Below are 19,307 nucleotides of genomic sequence, written 5' to 3'. Positions count from 1 at the left end.
CGTCCACAGTACCATGAGGGCGCATTATTTCGATTGTCAATTGCACTGATTTCGATCTCTAATAAGTCATGACATTGTGGCAACCCGATCCCGCGCTCATCCGGCGGCCAGCCTATCAATCGCTGGCCGACCAGTTCGCGCGCGCCATCCACGACGGGCGCCTCGCCAATGGCGCACGCCTGCCGACGCATCGCCGGCTGGCCGACGATCTCAAGCTGTCGGTGCAGACGGTCAGCCGCGCCTATGAGGAATTGATCCGCCGCGGCCTGATTTCGGGCGAGATCGGCCGTGGCAGCTTCGTCCAGACGCAGCGCCGCGAGCCGGAGCCGCCCTATCTGCCCGAGCGTCTCGGCGAGGTCATCGACCTCTCCATCCTGAAGCCGGTCTGCGAGCCGATGCATCTGGAGCGGCTGAAGCAGGCGCTGGGCTGGCTGGCCGAGAATCTTCCCTCGAGTTCGGCGCTGTCCTTCCGGCCCAACATGGTGTTCCCGCGCCACCGCGCCGTGGCGGTCGACTGGCTGAAACTGTGCGGGCTCGATGCCTCGGCGCAGAACATCAGCCTGACCAACGGCGCCACCGCCGGCATGACGGTGGCGCTGATGAGCGTGGCGCCACCGGGCTCGACAGTTGCCACCGAGGCGATCGGCCATCACACGCTGGTGCCGCTGGCGCGCTATCTCGGCTTCAACCTCGAAGGCTTGCCGATCGACGACAACGGCCTGATCCCGGAGGCGCTGGACGAGGCCTGCCGGCTGTCAGACATCCGCGCGGTGTTCGTGCAGCCCTCGGTGATCAACCCCACGGCAACGCTGATGGATGCGCGGCGGCGCGAAGAAATCGCTGCCGTTGCACGCAAGCACGACATCGCCATCATCGAGAACGATGTGCTGGGGCCGCTGGTCGAGGACCGGCCGCCGCCGGTCGCGGCCTTCGCCCCGGAACGCACGCTCTACGTCACCTCCTTCACCAAGATCACCGTGCCTGGCCTGCGCATCGGCTACCTCGCCGCGCCCGACCGTTATGTCGCGGCAGTGGCCAACCGGCATCTGGTCTCCAACTGGATGGCAACACCGCTGGTGGCCGAGATCGCCACCAAATGGGTGGCCGACGGCACGGCGATGGAGCTCGTGCGCTGGCAGCGCGCCGCACTTCGGCGGCGGCAGGACATCGCCGCCGAGGTGTTGGCAGGGATCGACTATCGCGCCCGGCGCGACGGGCTGCATGTCTGGCTGCAACTGCCCGACGACCGTGCCGAGGAGGGCTTTGTCGCCCAGGCCCGGCTGCAGGGCGTCGCGATCGCGCCGGGCACCTCCTTCCGCATTTCGGATGCGCCCTGGCATCCGGCGGTGCGCATCTCGCTGGGTTCGACCACCGAGGGGGAACTGCGCGCCGGCCTCGGCGTTGTCACCAAGCTCTTGCTTGGCGATCCGGAGCACCTGCTGCTGGCGATTTGAGCCAACTGTGCTTCGAAATTGTGCGGAATCAGAATAATTGTCATGATATTATTTTCCCAATTGACATGATTTGGCGCGTTCCGCATCGTTAAGGGCACAGGCTTCTCCAGCACGGGGAAATTCATTTGTCCGCCACCGCGCCCATCATCAAGATCGACGGCATCTCGAAGAGCTTTGGCAGCTTCAAGGTGCTCGACGGCCTGTCGATGCAGGTCATGCCGCGCGAGAAGCTGGCGCTGATCGGCCCGTCCGGTTCGGGCAAGACGACCATCTTGCGCATCCTGATGACGCTGGAGCGCATCGATGGCGGCCACATCCAGATCGAGGGCGAGCAGCTCTACCACATGGAGCGCAATGGCCAGCTGCTGCCGGCCGACGAGCGGCATCTGGCCAGGATGCGGCAGAAGATCGGCATGGTCTTCCAGCTGTTCAACCTGTTTCCGCACAAGAGCGTCATCGAAAATGTGACGCTGGCGCCGATGCTGACCAAGGGCACGCCGCGCGCTGCCGCCGAGAAGCGGGCGATGGAACTGCTCGACATGGTCGGCATGGCCGACAAGGCCAAGGCGATGCCGGCGCAGCTGTCGGGCGGTCAAAAACAGCGCGTCGCTATCGCCCGCGCGCTCGCTCTGCAGCCCAAGATCATGCTGTTCGACGAGGTGACGTCGGCGCTCGACCCGGAACTGGTCGAGGAAGTGCTCAACGTCCTATGGCGGCTCTGCGCCGAGACCGACATGACCATGCTGCTGGTCACCCACGAGATGGGGTTCGCCCACGACTTCGCCGACCGGGTGCTGTTCTTCGATCGCGGCAAGATCGTCGAGGAAGGCAAACCCGACGAGATTTTCCGCAATCCCAAGCAGGAGCGCACGCAAGGCTTCCTGAAGAAGATCATCGCGGCCGGACATCGCGTCTGACCGCTTTGCGGGGGCGGAAGATCGCCCCAGACAAACCAAGGCAAGAAGCCAAAACCAAGACAAGAAACAAGGAGTTGGGAACAATGAAGAAACTTGGCATTCTGGCCGGCGTCGCCGGCCTTGCATTGACGGCGGTGCTGGCCGCCTCGACCGCGGGTTCGGCCGACGACAGCAAACTCGAGCAGTTGAAGGCACAGGGCTTCGCCCGCGTCGCCATCGCCAACGAGCCGCCCTACACGGCCGTCGCCGCCGACGGCAAGGTTTCGGGCGCGGCACCCGACGTGGCGCGCGAGATCTTCAAGCGCCTCGGCGTTAGCGACATCGTCGCCTCGATCTCCGAATATGGCGCGATGATCCCCGGCCTGAAGGCCGGCCGTTTCGACGTCGTCACCGCCGGCCTGTTCATGAAGCCGGAACGTTGCGCGGCTGTCGCCTATTCCGAACCGGTGCTGTGCGACGCCGAGGCGATGCTGGTGAAGAAGGGCAATCCGAAAGGTTTCAAGAGCTACGAGGATGTCGCCAAGGACACGACAGCCACGATCGGCGCGCCCGGCGGCGGCACCGAGGAGAAGCTGGCCCTCAATGCCGGCGTGCCGCGCGAGCGTGTCATCGTCGTGCCGGATGGCCAGAGCGGCCTGAAGATGGTGCAGGACGGCCGCATCGACGCCTACTCGCTGCCGGTCCTGTCGATCAACGATCTGATGAAGAAGGCCGCCGATCCGAACCTCGAAGTCATCGCGCCGGTGCAGGGCGCCCCGGTCTATTGCGACGGCGCCGCCTTCAAGAAGGGCGACGAGGCGCTGCGCGATGCCTATGACGTCGAACTTGCCAAGATGAAGAAGTCGGGCGAGTTCGCCAAAATCATCGAGCCCTACGGCTTCTCGGCCGCCGCCGCGATGTCGACAACGCGCGACAAGCTCTGCTCGGCGAAGTAGCGCCTCTTTTTCCTTCTCCCGTTCACGGGGAGAAGGTGTCACGAAGTGACGGACGAGGGGCAGCGCCAAGTTCTGCCATGCTAGCGCTGCCCCTCATCTGCCTGCCGGCATCTTCTCCCCGTGGAACGGGGAGAAGGAAGCTAACCGCCAACGTTGGAACCTCTAATCGAATGACCCAGTGGTCCGGCTATCTCGGCCTGATAGTGCAGGGAGCGCTTGTCACCATCGAGCTGACGCTGATGGGATCGGTGCTTGCCCTGATCATGGCCTTTCTTGCCGGCATGGGGCGGCTGTCGCGCTTCTTCGCGCTGAGGGCGCTGGCCACCGCCTATATCGAATTCTTCCGCGGCACCTCGATCTTCGTGCAGCTGTTCTTCGCCTATTTCGTGCTGCCGCTGATTGGCCTTGAACTGACGCCACTGCAAGCCGGCGTGCTGGCACTGGGCCTGAATGTCGGCGCCTATGCCGCCGAAGTGGTGCGCGGCGCCGTGCAATCGATCGGGCGCGAACAGCACGAGGCCTGCATCGCGCTCAATCTCGGCCGCTGGCAAGGCATGCGCCATGTCATCCTGCCGCAAGCATTTCTGGTGATGCTGCCGACCTTCGGCAACAACGCCATCGAACTGCTCAAGGCCACATCGGTCGTCTCGCTGATCTCGCTCGCCGACCTGACCTTCCAGGCGCAGGTCGTGCGTGCCCAGACCGGCAACACCATGGTGCCGTTCACCACCATCCTGGTCATCTATTTCATCCTGGCGCTGCTCATTTCATGGGGTGTGCGCTCGCTGGAGCGCCGCATGGCACGCGGCCTCGATGGGGTGCGCGCCTGATGGAATGGGACTGGGATTTTGTCCGGCAGATCCTGCCGACGCTGATCCAGGGGGTGAAGATCACCATCCTGGCGACGCTGCTCGGTTCGGTGCTGGCGGCGATTGTCGGGTTGGGCATTGCGCTCGCACGCCGCTCGCCCAACAAGGCGCTGTCGGGCACCGTCGGCTGGGCGGCCGAATTCATTCGCGGCACACCGCTTCTGGTGCAGCTCTATTTCATCTTCTACGTGCTGCCCGACATCGGCATTCTTCTGCCGCCGCTGGTCGCCGGTGTCATCGGGCTTGGCTTGCACTACGGCACCTACACGGCCGAGGTCTACCGCGCCGGCATCGACAATGTACCGCGTGGTCAGTGGGAGGCCGCCAAGGCCTGCAATCTCAGCGCCACGCAGACCTGGACGCACATCATCATTCCGCAGGCCATTCCGCCGATGATCCCGGCGCTGGCCAACTATTTCATCGCCATGTTCAAGGAGACGCCGTTGCTCTCGGCGATCACCGTGCTGGAGCTGATGAACCAGGCGAAGAGCGTCGCCAACACCTACTACCGCTATATCGAGCCGATCACGCTGGTCGGCGCGTTCTTCCTCGCCATCAGTCTTTGCTCGGTCGTGTTGCTGCGCTGGCTGGAACGCCGCTACGGCAAGATCGAGAGGTAATCCGTGAAACCTTTGCCTGAGATCAAGGTTGCGCCCAACCAGCCAGCACTCGATGACCGTCCGCTCAACAAGCGCATCGGCCTGATCATCCTTGCCACCGATCACACCAGCGAACCCGACTTTCGCCGCATGGTGGCGAGCGAGCGCATCGGCGTCTATGTCGCGCGCATTCCTTACGCCAACCCGACAACGCCTGACAATCTGCGCAAGATGCAGCCGGCGCTGACCGCGGGCGCGGCGCTGATCCTTCCGGACGAGCCACTCGACGCCATCTGCTATTCCTGCACCTCGGCATCCGTGGTGATCGGCGATGCCGAGATCGAGGCGGCGATCCAGGCGGTCAAGCCCGACATTCCCGTCGTCACGCCGCCGATGGCGGGCGTGCGCGGGCTGAAGGCGCTGGGTGCGAAAAGGATCAGCATCCTCACCCCTTACACGGTCGAAACCTCCAGGCCGATGGCAGCCTATTTCGCGGCACGTGGTTTCGAGATCGCCAGCTTTACCTGTCTGGATTTCGAGGATGATCGCGAGATGGCGCGTATCGCCCCGGCGACGCTTGTCGATCTCGCGCGTCAGGCGACCCACCCGCAGGCCCAAGCGCTGTTCGTGTCCTGCACGGCGCTGCGCGGTGCGCTCGCGGTCACCGGCATGGAACAGGCGATCGATCGCCCGGTTGTGACCAGCAACCAGGCCAGCGCCTGGAATTGCCTGCGGCTGTGCGGCGACGAGACGGCCCACCCCGAATTCGGCCGTCTGATGACGCTGCCTTTGCCTCGCGATTGACGATCATGGCGACCGTCACTCTTAGCGATATCCGAGCCGCGCGTGAGCGCATTGCCGGCAAGGTCGAGCGCACGCCAACTGTGCTTTCCCAGAATTTGTCAGAACAATTGGGCACCCCCGTCCATCTCAAGCTCGAACACCGCCAGACCACCGGCAGCTTCAAGCTGCGCGGCGCCTCGAATGCCGTCGCCTCATTGAGCGCGGAAGAGAAGGCGCGCGGCGTGGTCGCGGCGTCGACCGGCAATCACGGCCGGGCGCTGGCGCATGCCGCGAAGCTCGAAGGCATGCGCGCGGTGATCTGCATGTCGCGCCTGGTGCCCCAGAACAAGCTCGACGAAATCCGCCGACTTGGCGCCGAAATCCGCATTGTCGGCAACAGCCAGGACGACGCGCAGCAGGAGGTCGAGCGCTTGGTGGCGGAGGAGGGGCTGGTGATGTTGCCGCCCTTCGACCATCCGGCCATCATCGCCGGGCAAGGCACGCTCGGGCTGGAGATGATCGAGCAGGTTCCGGACGCTGCTCTCATCCTGGTGCAGCTCTCCGGCGGCGGGCTGGCCTCCGGCGTCGCTGCCGCCGTCAAGGGCGTCAACCCCGGCACAAAAATCATTGGCGTTTCGATGGCGCGTGGCGCAGCGATGAAGGCAAGCCTCGATGCCGGCATGCCAGTGCCCGTGGAAGAACTGCCGACGCTGGCGGATTCGCTCGGTGGCGGCATCGGCCTCGACAACAGGCTGACTTTCGCCATGTGCCGCGACCTGCTCGACGATGTCATCCTGCTGAGCGAGGACGAGATCACCGCCGGCATCCACCATGCCTACGCTGAGGAGCGCGAGATCGTCGAGGGCGCCGGCGCAGTGGGCATCGCCGCGCTGCTCACCGGCAAGGTCAAGGCGAGCGGGCCGGTGGTCGTACTTCTCTCGGGCCGCAACATCGACATGAACGCACATCGCAGGATCGTCTGCGGCGAGGCAATTGGGGAGCGCGCCGCATGAGCCGTATGACGATACTGACCGAGAGAGAATTGCGTGAGATCGTGACGCTCGATCTCGACGCGGTCGCTTGCGTCGAGAACGCCTTTCGCGCACTGGCCACCTTGCCGGTGGCGATGCCGCCGATCCTGCGCCTCGACATCCCCGAGCATCGCGGCGAAGTCGACGTAAAGTCCGCTTACGCACCCGGTATCGACTGCTTTGCCGTTAAGATCAGCTCCGGCTTCTTCGACAATCCAAAGCTCGGCCTGCCGAGCGGTGGCGGCATGATGGTGCTGCTTTCGGCAAAGACCGGTGTGGTCGAGGCGCTGCTGCTCGACAATGGCTACCTGACCGATGTCCGCACCGCAGCGGCAGGCGCGGTCGCGGCGAAGCATCTGTCGCGCGAAGACTCCACCGTAGCGGCAATCTTCGGCGCAGGTTTGCAGGCAGGTCTGCAATTGGAAGCACTGCGCCTTGTCAGGCCGATCGCCGAGGCGCGAATCTGGGCGCGCGACGCCGCCAAGGCCGAAGCCACTGCTGCCCGCTTGCGTGAGAAACTTGGCATCGTCGTGCGCGCGGAACCCGAGGCGGCAAAGGCGGCTGCCGGCGCTGACATCATCGTCACCACGACGCCGTCGACCGAGCCGCTGATCAAGGCCGGCTTCGTCGCCGCCGGCCAGCACATCACCGCCATGGGCTCGGATGCCGAGCACAAGAACGAGATTGCGTCGGCGATCCTGCGCATGGCCGATCTCTATGTCGCCGACAGCGCCCGCCAAACGCGGCGCCTTGGTGAACTGCACCATGCCGTCGCTGCAGGAGTGATGGCTGCAGATGCCGAGGTGACTGAGCTCGGCCAGATCATCGCCGGCGCAAAACACGGCCGGCGCTCGGCCAGCGATATCACCATCGCCGACCTGACCGGCACCGGCGTGCAGGACACGGCGATTGCGACGCTCGCCCGCGACCGGGCTCGCGCTGCCAATGCCGGAACCATCTTTGAAAGCTGATGCTGGCCGCAAAACAAGGACCAAGAACAATGCAACCAAACCTGAAATTCTCGCGCGGCGAATTTGCGGATCGCCTCGCCAAGACGCGGCAAGCCATGGCGGCGAAGGGCGTCGATCTGTTGATCGTAAGCGATCCCTCCAACATGGCCTGGCTGACCGGTTATGATGGCTGGTCGTTCTACGTGCATCAGGCGGTCATCGTGCCGCCCTCGGGTGAGCCGGTCTGGTACGGCCGCGGCCAGGACGCCAACGGCGCTAAGCGCACCGCCTATCTCGCGCATGACAACATCGTCGGCTACGCCGACCACTACGTGCAGTCGACGGAGCGCCACCCGATGGATTTCTTGTCCAGCGTGCTTGCCGATCGCGGCTGGGGCAAGCTGGCCATCGGCGTCGAGATGGACAATTACTGGTTCTCGGCCGCCGCCTTTGCCTCTTTGCAGAAGCATCTGCCCAACGCCCGCTTCGTCGACGCCACCGCGCTGGTCAACTGGCAGCGCGCGGTGAAGAGTGCGGCCGAGATCGACTATATGCGCAAGGCCGCCCGCATCGTCGAAGCCATGCACCAGCGCATCGTCGACAAGATCGAAGTCGGCATGCGCAAATGCGATCTCGTTGCCGAGATCTATGACGCCGGCACGCGCGGCGTCGATGGCATCGGCGGCGACTACCCGGCGATCGTGCCGCTGCTGCCGTCGGGCGCCGATGCATCGGCGCCGCATCTGACCTGGGACGACCAGCCGATGAAGCGCGGCGAGGGCACCTTCTTCGAGATCGCCGGCTGCTACAACAGGTACCACTGTCCGCTGTCACGCACCGTCTTCCTCGGCAAACCAACGCAGGAATTCCTCGATGCCGAGAAGGCGACGCTGGAAGGCATGGAGGCGGGGCTTGCGGCGGCGAAACCCGGCAACTCCTGCGAGGACATCGCCAATGCCTTCTTCGCCGTTCTGAAGAAATACGGCATCGTCAAGGACAACCGCACCGGCTACTCGATCGGCCTGTCCTATCCGCCGGATTGGGCGAACGCACGATCAGCCTGCGCCCCGGCGACCGCACCGAACTCAAGCCGGGCATGACCTTCCACTTCATGACCGGCCTGTGGCTGGAGACGATGGGGCTGGAGATCACCGAGTCGATCCTGATCGCCGAAACCGGTGTAGAGTGCCTGGCCAGTGTGCCGCGCAAACTGGTGGTGAAGAATTGAGCTCGATGTCCAGCCTCCGCCCGTCACCGATCGCGCCGACCGTCGATTTCGATCGTGACGGCGTCCAGCATGGTTTTCTGCGCTTGCCCTACAGCCGCGACGATTCGGCCTGGGGCTCGGTGATGATCCCGATCTGCGTCATCCGCAACGGAAAGGGTCCGACGGCGCTGCTTTCCGGCGGCAACCATGGCGACGAGTATGAAGGGCCGCTGGCACTCTACGATCTCGCCCGCACGCTCGATCCGAAGCACGTCAGCGGCAGCGTGATCATCGTGCCGGCGATGAACTATCCGGCCTTCCGCGCCGGCACGCGCACCTCGCCGATCGACAAGGGCAACATGAACCGCAGCTTTCCCGGCCGCCCGGACGGAACGGTGACCGAAAAGATCGCCGATTATTTCCAGCGCGAATTGCTGCCCAGCGCCGACATCGTCTTCGACTTTCACTCCGGGGGAAGACGCTGGACTTCGTGCCCTTCTGCGCGGCCCACACGCTGCCCGACAAGGCGCTGGAGCAGAAAGCCTTCGACGCGGTGGCGGCATTCTCGGCGCCCTTCTCGATGCGCATGATCGAGATCGATTCCGTTGGCATGTACGACACGGCAGCCGAGGAAATGGGCAAGGTTTTTGTCAGCACCGAGCTTGGCGGTGGTGGCACCTCGCGTGCGCAGACCGTGCGCATCGCGCGGCGCGGCATTCTCAATGTGTTGCGCCATGCCGGCATTGTCGATGGTGCGGTCGAGAAGGGCAGAACTCAATGGCTCGACATGCCGTCAGGCGATTGCTTCTCGTTCGCCGAGGATGACGGCATGATCGAAACTATGGTCGATCTCGGCGAGCCCGTGGACAAGGGCGCGGTGCTGGCCCGCATCCATTCCGTTGGCCGCACCGGCATCGCCCCGCAGGAGATACGGGCAAAGATGTCGGGCATGCTGGCGGCGCGCCATTTCCCCGGGCTGGTCAAGGCCGGCGACTGCGCGGCGGTGGTTGCCGTCGAAGTCGATTGATCAAAGCGGTTCCCGGCCAAGCCCAATCCTGTACACGAGGATACTTATATCCTCGATGCTTTTCCGCTAGGCTGATGCCATCCGAGGTGGGAGCATCGATTGCGCGGATTTTCCGAAAGCCTGATCGAGAGGCCGCAGACGGTGGCGGAGCAGGTCGCCAACGTCCTGCGCGAAGCCATTGCCAGTGGGGCGCTGAAGGCTGGCACCGCTTTGCGGCAGGACGAACTGGCCGAGCAATTCGGCTTCAGCCGCATGCCGATCCGTGACGCGCTTCGCCAACTGGAGGCCGAGGGCATTGTCTCTATCCATCCGACCAAGGGCGCGCATGTCGCCCGGATGGACGGCGCCGAAATCAGCGAAATCTATGCCGTGCGCGAACTTCTCGAATGCGAGGCGCTACGGCTGTCCGTGCCCACCCTGTCAGAAGGCAAGCTCGATGAAGCCGAACAGGTGCTCGACCAGATCGATGCCGAGCGCAATGTCGGTCGCTGGGGCGCGCTGAACCGGACCTTTCACCTGTCGCTCTATCATGCCTGCGGCAACCAGCGTCTGTTCGGCCTGATCGAGGCGCATCACAACGCCGCCGATCGCTATGTCCGCATCCTGCTGTCGAACCTCGACTACCGCACCCGCTCGCAGAACGAGCATCGCGACCTGCTGGCCGCCTGCCGCCAGCGCGACGGCAAGAAAGCCGTGAGCATTCTGCGGCAGCACCTTCGCGAAGGCAGTGAGACGCTCGTCAAGGCGATTGAGGGCGGCGGCCTGTCGCGGAAGCCCTAAGCCTGGCCGGAGGCGCGGTTGCGTCTATCTGGGTTCGCTGCCACATATTGCAACATCAATGCTCGACACGAGGATCGCCATGTCTCCCGTCAGTCGCCTGCCAGCGCGCGCCCTTGCCCCGCGCCGCCACGACGAGATCCTGAGGCGGCTGAGCGCCCAGGGTTCTGTCAGCGTCGCCGAACTGGCCGAGTTCTTCGATGTCTCGCGCGAAACCATCCGTCGTGACCTGAAGCTGCTTTCGGAGCAGGGCAGGCTCGGCATCGTGCATGGCGGTGCTGCCCGCTTCGAGCCGAGCGAACCGGCGATGAGCCTGCGCAGCCAGGAAAACGCCGGTGGCAAGGCGGCGATCGGCAGGGCTGCCGTTGATCTGGTGAGGGATGGGATGGTGGTCTTTCTCGATTCTGGCACCACCACAATGGCCGTCGCGCAGGCCATGACGGACCTGCGCGATCTCACCATCTGCACCGCCAGCCTGAAGATCGCGCTGCATCTTTGCCATGTCCCGGGCATACGCGTGCACATGCTGGGCGGCGAAATCGATCCGGGCGAGGAGGCAGCCTCCGGTATCGACACGCTCGATGCCATGGCCCGCTTTCGCGTCGACATCGCTTTTCTCGGTGGCGGCGCCCTGTCCCCCGACGGCGAGGTCACCGACTTCACCCGCGCCGGCGCCGAGCAACGCGGCCGCATGATCGCGCTCGCGGGGAAGGCCTATTTCGTCCTCGACAGCAGCAAGTTCGGCAAGCTGACGCCGCTCAGGGTTCCGAATTTCGAACGCGCTGCCGGGGTGATCGTCGACGCCAGTCCCGAACCCGCCCTTGCCGAGGCGCTTTCGCAAAAGGGGCCAGAACTCATCGTTGCTTGATGTGATATTTTGTGACATTTTGAGTTGATATTTGGTTTTTCTGTGTTAGTGTGCCCGCCATCCCTTCAAATGGCGGAACGCTCATGGCACATGAATTTCCCACCCAGGCTCGAATTGTCATTGTCGGCGGCGGCATTATCGGCTGCTCTGTCGCCTATCACCTGACCAAGCTCGGCTGGACCGATGTCGTGCTGCTCGAGCAAGGCCAGCTCAGTGGCGGCACCACCTGGCACGCCGCCGGCCTTGTCGGGCAGTTGCGCAGCCATTCCAACATGACAAGCCTGATCCGATATTCAACGCAGCTCTACAGCGAGCTGGAGGCCGAGACGGGGCTTGCCACCGGCTGGAAGAATTGCGGCTCGCTGTCCGTGGCGCGAACGGCCGATCGAATGACCGTGCTGAAGCGCACGGCCGCCTCGGCGCGCGCACAGGGCGTGGAGATCGACGTCATCTCGCCCAGGGAGGCCGCTGATCTCTGGCCCGTGATGGCGACCGACGATCTGGTTGGTGCCGTCTGGCTGCCAGGCGACGGCAAAGCCAACCCGACGGACCTCACGCAATCCCTGGCCAAGGGCGCGCGCAACCGCGGCGCCAAAATCTTCGAGCGGGTAAAGGTCACCGGCATCAGTGTCAGGAATGGTGTCGCCTGCGGCGTCGAGACCGATCGCGGCAACGTCGCTTCGGAAATCGTCGTCAACTGCGCCGGCCAGTGGGCGCGCAAGGTCGGGCTGATGTGCGGCGTCTCGGTGCCGCTGCACTCGGCCGAACACATGTACATCGTCACCGGCCGGATCGAGGGTGTGCATCCGGACTTGCCGGTCATGCGCGACCCCGACGGCTTCATCTACTTCAAGGAAGAGGTCGGCGGCCTGGTGATGGGCGGCTTCGAGCCGCATGCCAAGCCGTGGGGCATGAACGGCATTCCCGAAAATTTCGAGTTCGCGTTACTGCCGGACGACTGGGACCAGTTCGAGATCCTGATGGAAAACGCGCTGGTCCGTGTGCCGCAGCTGGCGCAGGCCGCGGTCAAGAAATTCTACAACGGCCCCGAAAGCTTTACGCCCGACAACAATTTCATCCTCGGCGAAGCGCCGGAACTGAAGAATTTCTATGTCGGCGCCGGCTTCAACTCGATGGGCATAGCCAGCGCCGGCGGTGCGGGCAGGGCGCTGGCCGAATGGATCGTCAACGGCGCGCCGACCATGGATCTGTGGCCGGTCGACATCAGGCGCTTCGCCGCCTTCAACAACAATCCGCGCTGGCTGCATGACCGGGTCAAGGAGACGCTCGGCCTGCATTACGCCATGCCGTGGCCGAACCGCGAACCGGATACCGCGCGGCCTTTCCGCCGCTCGCCACTCTATGATCGGCTGGCCGCCAAGGGCGCCTGCTTCGGTTCAAAAATGGGCTGGGAGCGCGCCAACTGGTTTGCCGCTCCAGGCGAGAAGGCGGAGAACAACTACGCCTTCGGCCGCCAGAACTGGCACGAGGCGGTACGGCGCGAAATGAGGGCAACGCGCGAAGCCGTCGCCATCTTCGACCAGACCTCCTTCGCCAAGCTCCTCGTCCAGGGCCACGACGCCTGCGCCATGCTCAACCGGATCTGCGCCGGCAACATCGATGTGCCGGTCGGTACGTCGGTGTACACGGGCGTGCTCAACGCGCGCGGCGGCTACGAGAGCGACCTCACCGTGATGCGACTGGGTGCGGAGAAATTTCTCATCGTCACCGGCTCCGCGCAGGCGGTCCACGACGCAGACTGGATCGTCAAGAACATCCCGTCCGACGCCCATGCGATCCTGACCGACGTCACTTCGTCCTATGCTGTATTGGCTGTGATGGGGCCGCGCTCGCGCGATCTCCTTGGCAAATTGTCGTCGGCGGATCTTTCCAATACGGGCTTTCCCTTCGCGACTATGCGCGAGATCGATATCGGCTACGCCACCGCCTATGCCAACCGCATGACCTATGTCGGCGAACTGGGCTGGGAACTGATCGTGCCGACTGAATTCGCCGTCGGCGTCTACGAGGCGCTGCATGAGGCGGGGCGCGAGTTCGGCCTGGCTGACGCCGGCTACTACGCGCTCGACGCCTTGCGTATCGAAAAGGCCTTTCGCGCCTGGGGGCGTGAGTTGACGCCCGATATCAACCCCTGGCAAGCCGGGCTTGGCTTCGCTGTCGCCATGGACAAGTCAGGTGGCTTCATCGGCCGTGACGCGCTGGTCGCGGCAAAGTCGTCAGCGCCGACCAAGCGCATCGTGCTGTTCACGCTCAACGATGCTGAACCGATGCTGTGGGGTGGCGAGTTGATCCTGCGTGACGGCAAGCCGGTGGGCGAGGTTCGTTCGGCCGCCTATGGCCACACGCTCGGCCGCTCGGTGGCGCTCGGGCTGATCGAGAATGAAGCCGGTGTCGACGCCGTGTTCCTCGCCGGCGGCCGTTTCGAGATCGACCTTGCGGGTGTGCGGCATGCCGCGACAGCGCACCTGCGCAGCCCCTACGATCCGAAGTCGGAGCGGGTGAAAGCCGATGCGCTGGAGATCAGGGCCGCCGCTTAGTCCGCTGACATCGACCTTGCCATGTCGAGAAAGGCGCGCACCAGTTTGCCGCCGCTGCGTTCGCGCAGACAGATCAGCGCTTCGTCCATCAGCGTCTCGGGCGCGTCGATGGTGATCGCCACCAATCGCGAATCCTGGCCGAATTCGGCCGCCGAGACGAAGCCGATGCCGGCGCCCGAGGCGACGATCTCGCGGACGGCTTCGCGGCCTTCGGCTTCGATCACCGGCCTCAATTCGATCTTCGAAGCCGTGGCGAGGTCTTCCAGCTTCTGGCGCGTCTTCGAGCCGCGTTCGCGCATGACCAGCGATTCCTGCGCGAGCTGCTTGAGCGTCAGCGATTTCTTGCCAGAAAGCGGATGGTCGATGGAGGCGAAGGCGATGATCGGCGTCGAGTTCAGTTTCAGCACCTCGAAGTCGCGTCCGGCCGGCACCTCGCCGAGCACGCCGATGTCGGCATCGTAGCTGTAGAGACTGCTGATCACCGTTTCGGTGTTGCCTGCGCGCACCGAGACCTGCACGCCGGGATAGCGGGCCCGGAAGCTGCCGAGGATGTGGAGCAGATGATGCGCGGCGTCCGCAACGATGCGCAGCGTGCCGGAGCGCAGCGCGCGCGACTCCGTCAGCAGTTCGAGCGCCTGCTGCTCGGTATCGAACATGCGGTGGGTTATCTCGAGCAGCTTCTGGCCCGAATGGGTCAGCGTGACCTGCTTCTTGTTCCGGTTGAACAGCAGGACGTCATACTCTTCCTCAAGCTTGCGCACCTGGTCCGATATGGCCGGCTGGGTCAGGAACAGCGCCTCTGCAGCCCGCGAAAAACCGCCGGAGATGGCCACCTGATGAAAGGCTCGCAGCTGAACGTAGCGCATTCGTCCTCACCTTCGAGACAGCGGAATCCTGACGCAATCTAGCATAAGGCCAGATTTCCTGAAGGCTGAAACGAACGATTTAGCTTATGCTAAAAGCGAACTTATCCGGCTTCACAACCGTGTCATGACTGGGATGCAATTTGCATAGCGTGGTTCACTCTACCATCGTGAAAATCGATACTTCGATACAAAATAACGATTTTACAAATATGTCGTTCCGGCCAAGAATAAGGCCGCATCAAAAAGCAGCGATCTGTCGGAGGACACCATGCGCGCCGAGACGAAATTTGCCGCGGAGCCGCTGGCCAGTCCGGCGCTGGGCGAGCCCTATCTGCTGACCCCGGGTCCGCTCACCACGGCCTATTCGGTCAAGCAGGCCATGCTGCGCGACTGGGGATCGTGGGACGGTGATTTTCGCGGCATGACCGCCGAGATGCGCCGCCGCCTTTTGGCGCTGACCGGTGACACCAAGGACGAATTCGACTGCGTGCCGATGCAAGGCAGCGGCTCCTTCTGCGTCGAGGCGATGCTGGGTTCGTTCGTGCCCAAGGATGGCAAGGTGCTGGTGTTGGCCAATGGCGCCTACGGCCTGCGTGCCGCGCAGACCATGCAGTATCTCGGCCGCGCCTATACGCTGATCGACAAGGGCGACTACCTGCCGCCGCGCGGCGACGAGGTGGCGGGCGCACTCGAGGCCGACCCCGCCATCACCCATGTGATCGCCATTCATTGCGAGACCAGTTCCGGCATTTTGAACCCCGTCGCCGAGATCGCCGAAGCCGTCCATGCCAAGGGCCGTAAGCTGCTGGTCGATTCCATGAGCGCCTTCGGCGCCATCGCGCTCGAAGTCAACGAGATCCGCTACGAGGCGATGGTCTCGTCCGCCAACAAATGCATCGAGGGCGTGCCGGGCTTCGGCTTCATCATCGCCCGCAAGAGCGAGCTGGAAGCCGCCAAGGGCCGCAGCCATTCGCTGTCGCTCGACGTCCACGCCCAGTGGGCGCATATGAACAAGACCGGCCAGTGGCGCTACACGCCGCCCACCCATGTCGTCGCCGCCTTCCTCGAAGCGTTGCGCCAGCATGAGGCTGAGGGCGGCGTCACTGGGCGTGGCGCCCGCTACACCAGGAACCGCGACGTGATGGTGGCCGGCATGCGTGACCTCGGCTTCGAGACCTTGCTTGGGGACCGCTGGCTGTCGCCGATCATCGTCACCTTCTTCAACCCCGCCCACGCCAACTTTGCCTTCGACCGCTTCTACGAGCTGATGAAGGACAAGGGCTTCATCATCTATCCGGGCAAGCTGACCGCCGTGGATAGCTTCCGCGTCGGCTGCATCGGCCAGATGGACGAACATGTCATGCGCCGCGTCGTCGAGGCGGCGGCTTTCTCGCTGCATGAAATGGGCGTCGACACCGCCGCTCCACCCGCCGCGGCACTCGCCGAGCGCGCCAAACTCGCCGCTTGACGCGGCCGATTTCGAAGGAATTCCGATGAACCAGATGTCTTCCATCAACGTTGCCGTCAACGGCCGCACCTACACCTGGCCGCGTGTGCCGGCCATCGCCATCTGCCTCGACGGCTGCGAGCCGGCCTATCTCGACGAAGCAATCAAGGCCGGGCTGATGCCGGCTCTGGTCAGGATCAAGCAGAAGGGCACGGTGCGTTTTGCGCACTCGGTCATCCCGAGCTTCACCAACCCCAACAATCTGTCGATCGCCACCGGCCGTCCGCCGTCCGTGCACGGCATTTGCGGCAACTATCTCTACGAGCGCGAGACCGGCAAGGAAGTGATGATGAACGACCCGCGCTTCCTGCGCGCGCCGACCATTTTCCAAGCCTTCTACGATGCCGGCGCCAAGGTTGCCGTGGTCACCGCCAAGGACAAATTGCGTGCCTTGCTCGGCAAGGGTCTCGCCTTCGACGAAGGCCGCGCGCTGTGCTTCTCGGCGGAACAGTCCGACACCACGACGCTAGCCGAGCATGGCATCGACAATGCCTCCAAGCACTTTGGCCTGCCGGTGCCGGAGGTCTATTCGGCCGAACTGTCGGAATTCGTCTTTGCCGCCGGCGTCCAACTGCTCAGGGAGTTCCGCCCCGACATCATGTACCTGACGACGACAGACTATGTGCAGCACAAATACGCGCCCGCCGTACCCCAGGCCAACGCCTTCTACGAAATGTTCGACAAATACCTGACCGAACTCGATGCGCTGGGCGCGGCCATCGTCGTCACCGCCGACCATGGCATGAAACCCAAGCACAAGGCTGATGGTTCGCCCGACGTCGTCTATGTCCAGGACCTGCTCGACGAATGGCTGGGCAAGGACGCGGCCCGAGTCATCCTGCCGATCACCGATCCCTATGTCGTGCATCACGGCGCGCTTGGTTCCTTTGCCACCGCCTATCTTCCGGCCGGCGCGGATCAGGCTGCTATCATGACGCGGCTGGCCAAGATCGACGGCATCATGCTTGTCGTCGACAGCCCGACCGCATGCGAGCGCTTCGAACTGCCGGCCGACCGCATCGGCGACATCGTGCTGATCTCGACCGAGAACAAGACCATTGGTACCAGCGAACATCGCCACGATCTGGCGGCCCTCAACGAACCGCTGCGCTCGCATGGCGGCCTGACCGAGCAGGAAGTGCCGTTCATCGTCAACCGCGTGCTGCCGGACTTGCCGAATGAGCCGGCACTGCGCAATTTCGACGCCTTCTACTACGCGACGATGGCGGCGGCACTGGCTTGATGCCGAGCGTGATTGTCGACCCCCACTCCGTCGAGCTTCGCTCGACACCTCTCCCCCGATCGACGGGGGAGAGGAAAGGCGCCAGGGCTAGCTGCAGCTTGGCCTGGAACCGTTGGGGCGCTGACCTCGCCTGATTTCCTCTCCCCCGTCGATCGGGGGAGAGGTGGCCCGAAGGGCCGGAGTGGGGGTCGATCCTCCGCCGCGACGTACCCAAAAATCTGCTGGAGCAGAGCCCATGACCAAGCTTGACCCTGCCATCAAAGTTCGCCACGAGCCGATGCGTATCGCCGGCAAGAAGGTTGATGCCGACGGCGTTGTCGAGGTGCGTTACCCCTGGAACGACACCGTTATCGGTACCGTGCCGGCCGGCCGCGCCGAGCATGCGCGAAAAGCCTTCGAGATCGCTGCCGGCTACAGGTCGAAGCTGACACGCTACGAGCGCCAGCAGATACTCTTCCGCACGGCGGAAGCGCTGGCGTCACGCCGGGAAGAAATCTCCGATCTCATCACGCTGGAGCTCGGCATCTCCAAGGCGGATTCGCTCTATGAGGTCGGCCGCGCCTATGACGTGTTCACGCTGTCGGCGCAGATGTGCATCCAGGACGACGGCCAGATATTCTCTTGCGATCTCACCCCGCACGGCAAGGCGCGCAAGATCTTCACCACGCGCGAGCCGCTGAAGGCGATCTCGGCGATCACCCCGTTCAACCATCCGCTCAACATGGTCTCGCACAAGGTGGCGCCGGCGATTGCCACCAACAATTGCGTGGTGGTCAAGCCGACCGAATTGACGCCGATGACGGCGCTGCTTCTGGCCGATATTCTCTACGAAGCCGGCCTGCCGCCGGAAATGCTGTCGGTGGTGACCGGCTGGCCGGCCGAGATCGGCAACGAGATGATCACCAACGAGAACATCGATCTGATCACCTTCACCGGCGGCGTGCCGGTCGGCAAGATGATCGCCCGCACCGCCGGCTACAAGCGCCAGGTGCTTGAACTCGGCGGCAACGATCCGCTGATCATCCTCAACGATTTGTCGGACGAGGATCTGGCAAAGGCGGCGGACCTGGCAGTGGCCGGAGCGACGAAGAACTCCGGCCAACGCTGCACCGCGGTCAAGCGCATCCTCGTCCAGGAAAGCGTCGCCGACCGCTTCGTGCCGCTGGTGCTGGAACGGGCGAAAAGGATCCGCTTCGGCGATCCGATGGACCGCTCGACCGATCTCGGCACCGTCGTGCACGAGAAGGCGGCGACACTGTTCGAGGCCCGTGTCCACATGGCCGCCGAACAGGGCGCCGACATCCTCTACAATCCCGGCCGCCAGGGCGCGCTGCTGCCGCCGATCGTCGTCGATCGCGTCCTGCACACATCCGAATTGGTGATGGAAGAGACGTTCGGGCCGATCATCCCAATCGTGCGCGCTCCGGACGATGACGAGGCGCTGATCGCGCTGTCGAATTCGACGGCCTTCGGCCTGTCGTCGGGCGTCTGCACCAACTCCTTTCCGCGCATGCAAAAATACATTGCCGGCCTGCAGGTCGGCACCGTCAACATCTGGGAAGTGCCGGGCTACCGGATCGAGATGTCGCCTTTCGGCGGCATCAAGGACAGCGGCAATGGCTACAAGGAAGGCGTCATCGAGGCGATGAAGAGCTACACCAATGTGAAGACATTTTCACTGCCTTGGTCGTGACCGGGCCATAGCAACTGGCAGAC

General features: G+C 63.9%; 15 protein-coding genes and 2 pseudogenes. 16 read left to right on the top strand and 1 reads right to left on the bottom strand.

Going from position 1 to position 19,307, the window contains the following annotated elements; all coding sequences use genetic code 11:
- Positions 1-68 precede the first annotated feature (68 nt).
- The 13 genes and pseudogenes from ehuR to AC0V8S_RS31890 all read left to right on the top strand — a co-directional run bounded on the left by ehuR (position 69) and on the right by AC0V8S_RS31890 (position 13,975).
- Positions 69-1,454, top strand: a complete 1,386-nt coding sequence (gene ehuR / locus AC0V8S_RS31950) for a MocR-like ectoine utilization transcription factor EhuR (RefSeq protein WP_183456924.1) — start codon at positions 69-71, stop codon at positions 1,452-1,454.
- 125 nt (positions 1,455-1,579) lie between these two features.
- Positions 1,580-2,371, top strand: a complete 792-nt coding sequence (ehuA, locus tag AC0V8S_RS31945) for an ectoine/hydroxyectoine ABC transporter ATP-binding protein EhuA (RefSeq protein WP_475435513.1) — start codon at positions 1,580-1,582, stop codon at positions 2,369-2,371.
- Between the two features lie 83 nt (positions 2,372-2,454).
- Positions 2,455-3,306 (top strand): ectoine/hydroxyectoine ABC transporter substrate-binding protein EhuB, encoded by an 852-nt coding sequence (gene ehuB / locus AC0V8S_RS31940; RefSeq protein ID WP_183456926.1) that lies wholly within the window; start codon positions 2,455-2,457, stop codon positions 3,304-3,306.
- Between the two features lie 170 nt (positions 3,307-3,476).
- On the top strand, positions 3,477-4,136 hold the full coding sequence (gene ehuC, locus AC0V8S_RS31935) for an ectoine/hydroxyectoine ABC transporter permease subunit EhuC (RefSeq protein ID WP_183456928.1): 660 nt from the start codon (positions 3,477-3,479) through the stop codon (positions 4,134-4,136).
- The gene (gene ehuD / locus AC0V8S_RS31930) at positions 4,136-4,795 is read left to right on the top strand and encodes an ectoine/hydroxyectoine ABC transporter permease subunit EhuD (RefSeq protein WP_183456930.1); all 660 of its coding nucleotides are present in this window, start codon (positions 4,136-4,138) and stop codon (positions 4,793-4,795) included. Before ehuC ends, ehuD begins: the two co-directional genes overlap by 1 nt.
- A 3-nt stretch (positions 4,796-4,798) precedes the next feature.
- On the top strand, positions 4,799-5,578 hold the full coding sequence (gene eutA, locus AC0V8S_RS31925) for an ectoine utilization protein EutA (RefSeq protein WP_183456932.1): 780 nt from the start codon (positions 4,799-4,801) through the stop codon (positions 5,576-5,578).
- 5 nt (positions 5,579-5,583) lie between these two features.
- On the top strand, positions 5,584-6,570 hold the full coding sequence (gene eutB, locus AC0V8S_RS31920; RefSeq protein WP_183456934.1) for a hydroxyectoine utilization dehydratase EutB: 987 nt from the start codon (positions 5,584-5,586) through the stop codon (positions 6,568-6,570).
- Entirely contained in the window at positions 6,567-7,559 is a 993-nt protein-coding gene (locus AC0V8S_RS31915; RefSeq protein ID WP_475435510.1) for a cyclodeaminase, read from the top strand. Before eutB ends, AC0V8S_RS31915 begins: the two co-directional genes overlap by 4 nt.
- Before the next feature lie 29 nt (positions 7,560-7,588).
- Positions 7,589-8,766: pseudogene (gene doeA, locus AC0V8S_RS31910) on the top strand (ectoine hydrolase DoeA).
- Positions 8,767-8,771: 5 nt separating this feature from the next.
- A pseudogene (gene doeB, locus AC0V8S_RS31905) lies at positions 8,772-9,772 on the top strand (N(2)-acetyl-L-2,4-diaminobutanoate deacetylase DoeB).
- A 99-nt stretch (positions 9,773-9,871) separates the two neighbouring features.
- Complete coding sequence (locus AC0V8S_RS31900; protein ID WP_475435509.1) at positions 9,872-10,552, top strand: GntR family transcriptional regulator; 681 nt, start codon at positions 9,872-9,874, stop codon at positions 10,550-10,552.
- Positions 10,553-10,631: 79 nt separating this feature from the next.
- Positions 10,632-11,417, top strand: a complete 786-nt coding sequence (locus AC0V8S_RS31895; RefSeq protein ID WP_475435507.1) for a DeoR/GlpR family DNA-binding transcription regulator — start codon at positions 10,632-10,634, stop codon at positions 11,415-11,417.
- 83 nt (positions 11,418-11,500) lie between these two features.
- Positions 11,501-13,975: a GcvT family protein gene (locus tag AC0V8S_RS31890; RefSeq protein ID WP_475435505.1), complete on the top strand. Its 2,475-nt coding sequence runs from the start codon at positions 11,501-11,503 to the stop codon at positions 13,973-13,975.
- Here the strand turns inward: AC0V8S_RS31890 and AC0V8S_RS31885 are convergent.
- Entirely contained in the window at positions 13,972-14,841 is an 870-nt protein-coding gene (locus tag AC0V8S_RS31885; protein ID WP_475435503.1) for a LysR substrate-binding domain-containing protein, read from the bottom strand. The two genes, AC0V8S_RS31890 and AC0V8S_RS31885, sit on opposite strands and share 4 nt — an antisense overlap.
- Before the next feature lie 268 nt (positions 14,842-15,109).
- Here AC0V8S_RS31885 and AC0V8S_RS31880 point away from each other — a divergent pair, with 268 nt between their 5' ends.
- The 3 genes from AC0V8S_RS31880 to phnY all read left to right on the top strand — a co-directional run bounded on the left by AC0V8S_RS31880 (position 15,110) and on the right by phnY (position 19,284).
- Positions 15,110-16,309, top strand: coding sequence for a 2-aminoethylphosphonate--pyruvate transaminase (locus AC0V8S_RS31880; protein ID WP_475435502.1), 1,200 nt, complete (start codon positions 15,110-15,112; stop codon positions 16,307-16,309).
- 25 nt (positions 16,310-16,334) lie between these two features.
- A complete protein-coding gene (gene phnA, locus AC0V8S_RS31875) occupies positions 16,335-17,591 on the top strand; it encodes a phosphonoacetate hydrolase (protein WP_475435500.1) in 1,257 nt (418 codons plus the stop codon).
- 235 nt (positions 17,592-17,826) lie between these two features.
- Entirely contained in the window at positions 17,827-19,284 is a 1,458-nt protein-coding gene (phnY, locus tag AC0V8S_RS31870) for a phosphonoacetaldehyde dehydrogenase (RefSeq protein WP_475435499.1), read from the top strand.
- Positions 19,285-19,307 lie beyond the last annotated feature (23 nt).

This window comes from Mesorhizobium oxytropidicola (genome assembly GCF_056174625.1).
This window is presented reverse-complemented; position numbering and strand designations above follow the sequence as displayed.